Raw genomic sequence first — 3,224 nt, forward strand, 5'->3', positions numbered from 1 at the left:
TGCTCTTTAACAATCTGGAAAAGCTGATTCAAAAAGTTCTAAATACTGTAACAAGCGTTTTGGAACTTCTTGGCGAAAACAAAATTGTTGTATCACAGTCCTTGTGATTACAGCCGCTTAAGTCGAAAGACTTCTTGGGGTTGTATGGTTAAGTGACTAAGCGTACACGGTGGATGCCTAGGCAGTCAGAGGCGATGAAGGACGTGCTAACCTGCGTTAAGTGTGGTCGAGCTGGTAAGAAGCATTGACACCACAATGTCCGAATGGGGAAACCCACTGCATTTATGCAGTATCGCAACATGAATACATAGTGTTGCGAGGCGAACCGGGAGAAGTGAAACATCTCAGTACCCCGAGGAAAAGAAATCAACCGAGATTCCCTCAGTAGCGGCGAGCGAACGGGGAGCAGCCCTTAAGCGTTGAATGCGTTAGTGGAACGGTCTGGAAAGTCCGGCGATACAGGGTGATAGCCCCGTACACGAAAACAAACTCAGCGTGAAATCGAGTAGGGCGGGACACGTGACATCCTGTCTGAATATGGGGGGACCATCCTCCAAGGCTAAATACTACTGACTGACCGATAGTGAACCAGTACCGTGAGGGAAAGGCGAAAAGAACCCCTGTGAGGGGAGTGAAATAGAACCTGAAACCGTGTACGTACAAGCAGTGGGAGCCGACTTGTTCGGTGACTGCGTACCTTTTGTATAATGGGTCAGCGAGTTACTTTCAGTGGCGAGGTTAACCGTATAGGGGAGCCGTAGGGAAACCGAGTCTTAACTGGGCGACTAGTCGCTGGGAGTAGACCCGAAACCGGGTGATCTAGCCATGGGCAGGTTGAAGGTGAGGTAACACTTACTGGAGGACCGAACCCACTAACGTTGCAAAGTTAGGGGATGACTTGTGGCTAGGGGTGAAAGGCCAATCAAACTCGGTGATAGCTGGTTCTCCCCGAAAGCTATTTAGGTAGCGCCTCATGTCTCACTACTGGGGGTAGAGCACTGTTTCGGCTAGGGGGTCATCCCGACTTACCAACCCGATGCAAACTCCGAATACCAGTAAGTGCAATCATGGGAGACACACGGCGGGTGCTAACGTCCGTCGTGAAGAGGGAAACAACCCAGACCGCCGGCTAAGGTCCCAAAGTTCTGATTAAGTGGGAAACGATGTGGGAAGGCTCAGACAGCCAGGATGTTGGCTTAGAAGCAGCCATCATTTAAAGAAAGCGTAATAGCTCACTGGTCGAGTCGGCCTGCGCGGAAGATGTAACGGGGCTCAAATCAGGCACCGAAGCCGCGGATTCATACTTTGTATGAGTGGTAGGGGAGCGTTCTGTAAGTCTGTGAAGGTGTGTCGTGAGGCATGCTGGAGATATCAGAAGTGCGAATGCTGACGTAAGTAACGATAAAGGGGGTGAAAAACCTCCTCGCCGGAAGACCAAGGGTTCCTGTCCAACGTTAATCGGGGCAGGGTGAGTCGGCCCCTAAGGCGAGGCTGAAAAGCGTAGTCGATGGGAAGCGGGTTAATATTCCCGCACTGACTGTTATTGCGATGAGGGGACGGAGAAGGCTAAGTGGGCCAGGCGTTGGTAGTCCTGGTGAAAGGAAGTAGGTGGTCGCGGTAGGCAAATCCGCTGCGGCGTTAACACTGAGACCCGAGACGAAGTATCTACGGATACGAAGTTACTGATGCCATGCTTCCAGGAAAAGCCTCTAAGCTTCAGATAACAGTGAACCGTACCCCAAACCGACACAGGTGGTCGGGTAGAGAATACCAAGGCGCTTGAGAGAACTCGGGTGAAGGAACTAGGCAAAATAGTACCGTAACTTCGGGAGAAGGTACGCTGTTGTTGGTGAAGGATGCACATCCGGAGCTGACGACAGCCGCAGTGACCAGGTGGCTGGGACTGTTTAACAAAAACACAGCACTCTGCAAACACGAAAGTGGACGTATAGGGTGTGACACCTGCCCGGTGCCGGAAGGTTAATTGATGGGGTTAGCGCAAGCGAAGCTCTTGATCGAAGCCCCGGTAAACGGCGGCCGTAACTATAACGGTCCTAAGGTAGCGAAATTCCTTGTCGGGTAAGTTCCGACCTGCACGAATGGTGTAACCATGGCCACGCTGTCTCCACCCGAGACTCAGTGAAATCGAAATTGCGGTGAAGATGCCGTATACCCGCGGCTAGACGGAAAGACCCCGTGAACCTTTACTACAGCTTGACACTGAACATTGAACCTACTTGTGTAGGATAGGTGGGAGGCTTGGAAGCGACGACGCCAGTTGTCGTGGAGCCGACCTTGAAATACCACCCTGGTATGTTTGATGTTCTAACCTCAGCCCGTTATCCGGGCCAGGGACAGTGTCTGGTGGGTAGTTTGACTGGGGCGGTCTCCTCCCAAAGAGTAACGGAGGAGCACGAAGGTTAGCTAATCACGGTCGGACATCGTGAGGTTAGTGCAATGGCATAAGCTAGCTTAACTGCGAGACGGACAGGTCGAGCAGGTACGAAAGTAGGTCATAGTGATCCGGTGGTTCTGAATGGAAGGGCCATCGCTCAACGGATAAAAGGTACTCCGGGGATAACAGGCTGATACCGCCCAAGAGTTCATATCGACGGCGGTGTTTGGCACCTCGATGTCGGCTCATCACATCCTGGGGCTGAAGTTGGTCCCAAGGGTATGGCTGTTCGCCATTTAAAGTGGTACGCGAGCTGGGTTCAGAACGTCGTGAGACAGTTCGGTCCCTATCTGCCGTGGGCGCTGGATGATTGAAGGGAGTTGCTCCTAGTACGAGAGGACCGGAGTGAACGAACCTCTGGTGTTCGGGTTGTCATGCCAATGGCACTGCCCGGTAGCTAAGTTCGGAATCGATAACCGCTGAAAGCATCTAAGCGGGAAGCGAGCCCTGAGATGAGTCATCCCTTGGACTTTAAGTCCACTAAAGGGCCGTTGGAGACTACAACGTTGATAGGTGGGGTGTGTAAGCGCGGTGACGTGTTGAGCTAACCCATACTAATTACCCGTGAGGCTTAACCATACAACACCCAAGAAGTTTTAGCGCTTGTTGCGGTAGAAGAACGAATTCAGCTTTTTTAGATTGACGATTTTGCCTGGCGGCGATAGCGCAGTGGAACCACCTGTACCCATGCCGAACACAGAAGTGAAACGCTGTAGCGCCGATGGTAGTGTGGCATTCGCCATGCGAGAGTAGGACACTGCCAGGCTCC

At 52.2% G+C, this 3,224-nt stretch carries 2 rRNA genes; both read left to right on the top strand.

Annotated features, from left to right (window positions below):
• The first annotated feature begins 146 nt into the window (after positions 1–146).
• Positions 147–3,034 (top strand): 23S ribosomal RNA (locus ACZYUB_RS16555).
• 72 nt (positions 3,035–3,106) lie between these two features.
• A 5S ribosomal RNA gene (rrf, locus tag ACZYUB_RS16560) occupies positions 3,107–3,221 on the top strand.
• Positions 3,222–3,224 lie beyond the last annotated feature (3 nt).

It is taken from the genome of Pseudaeromonas sp. HNCC25DJ182, from assembly GCF_055413365.1.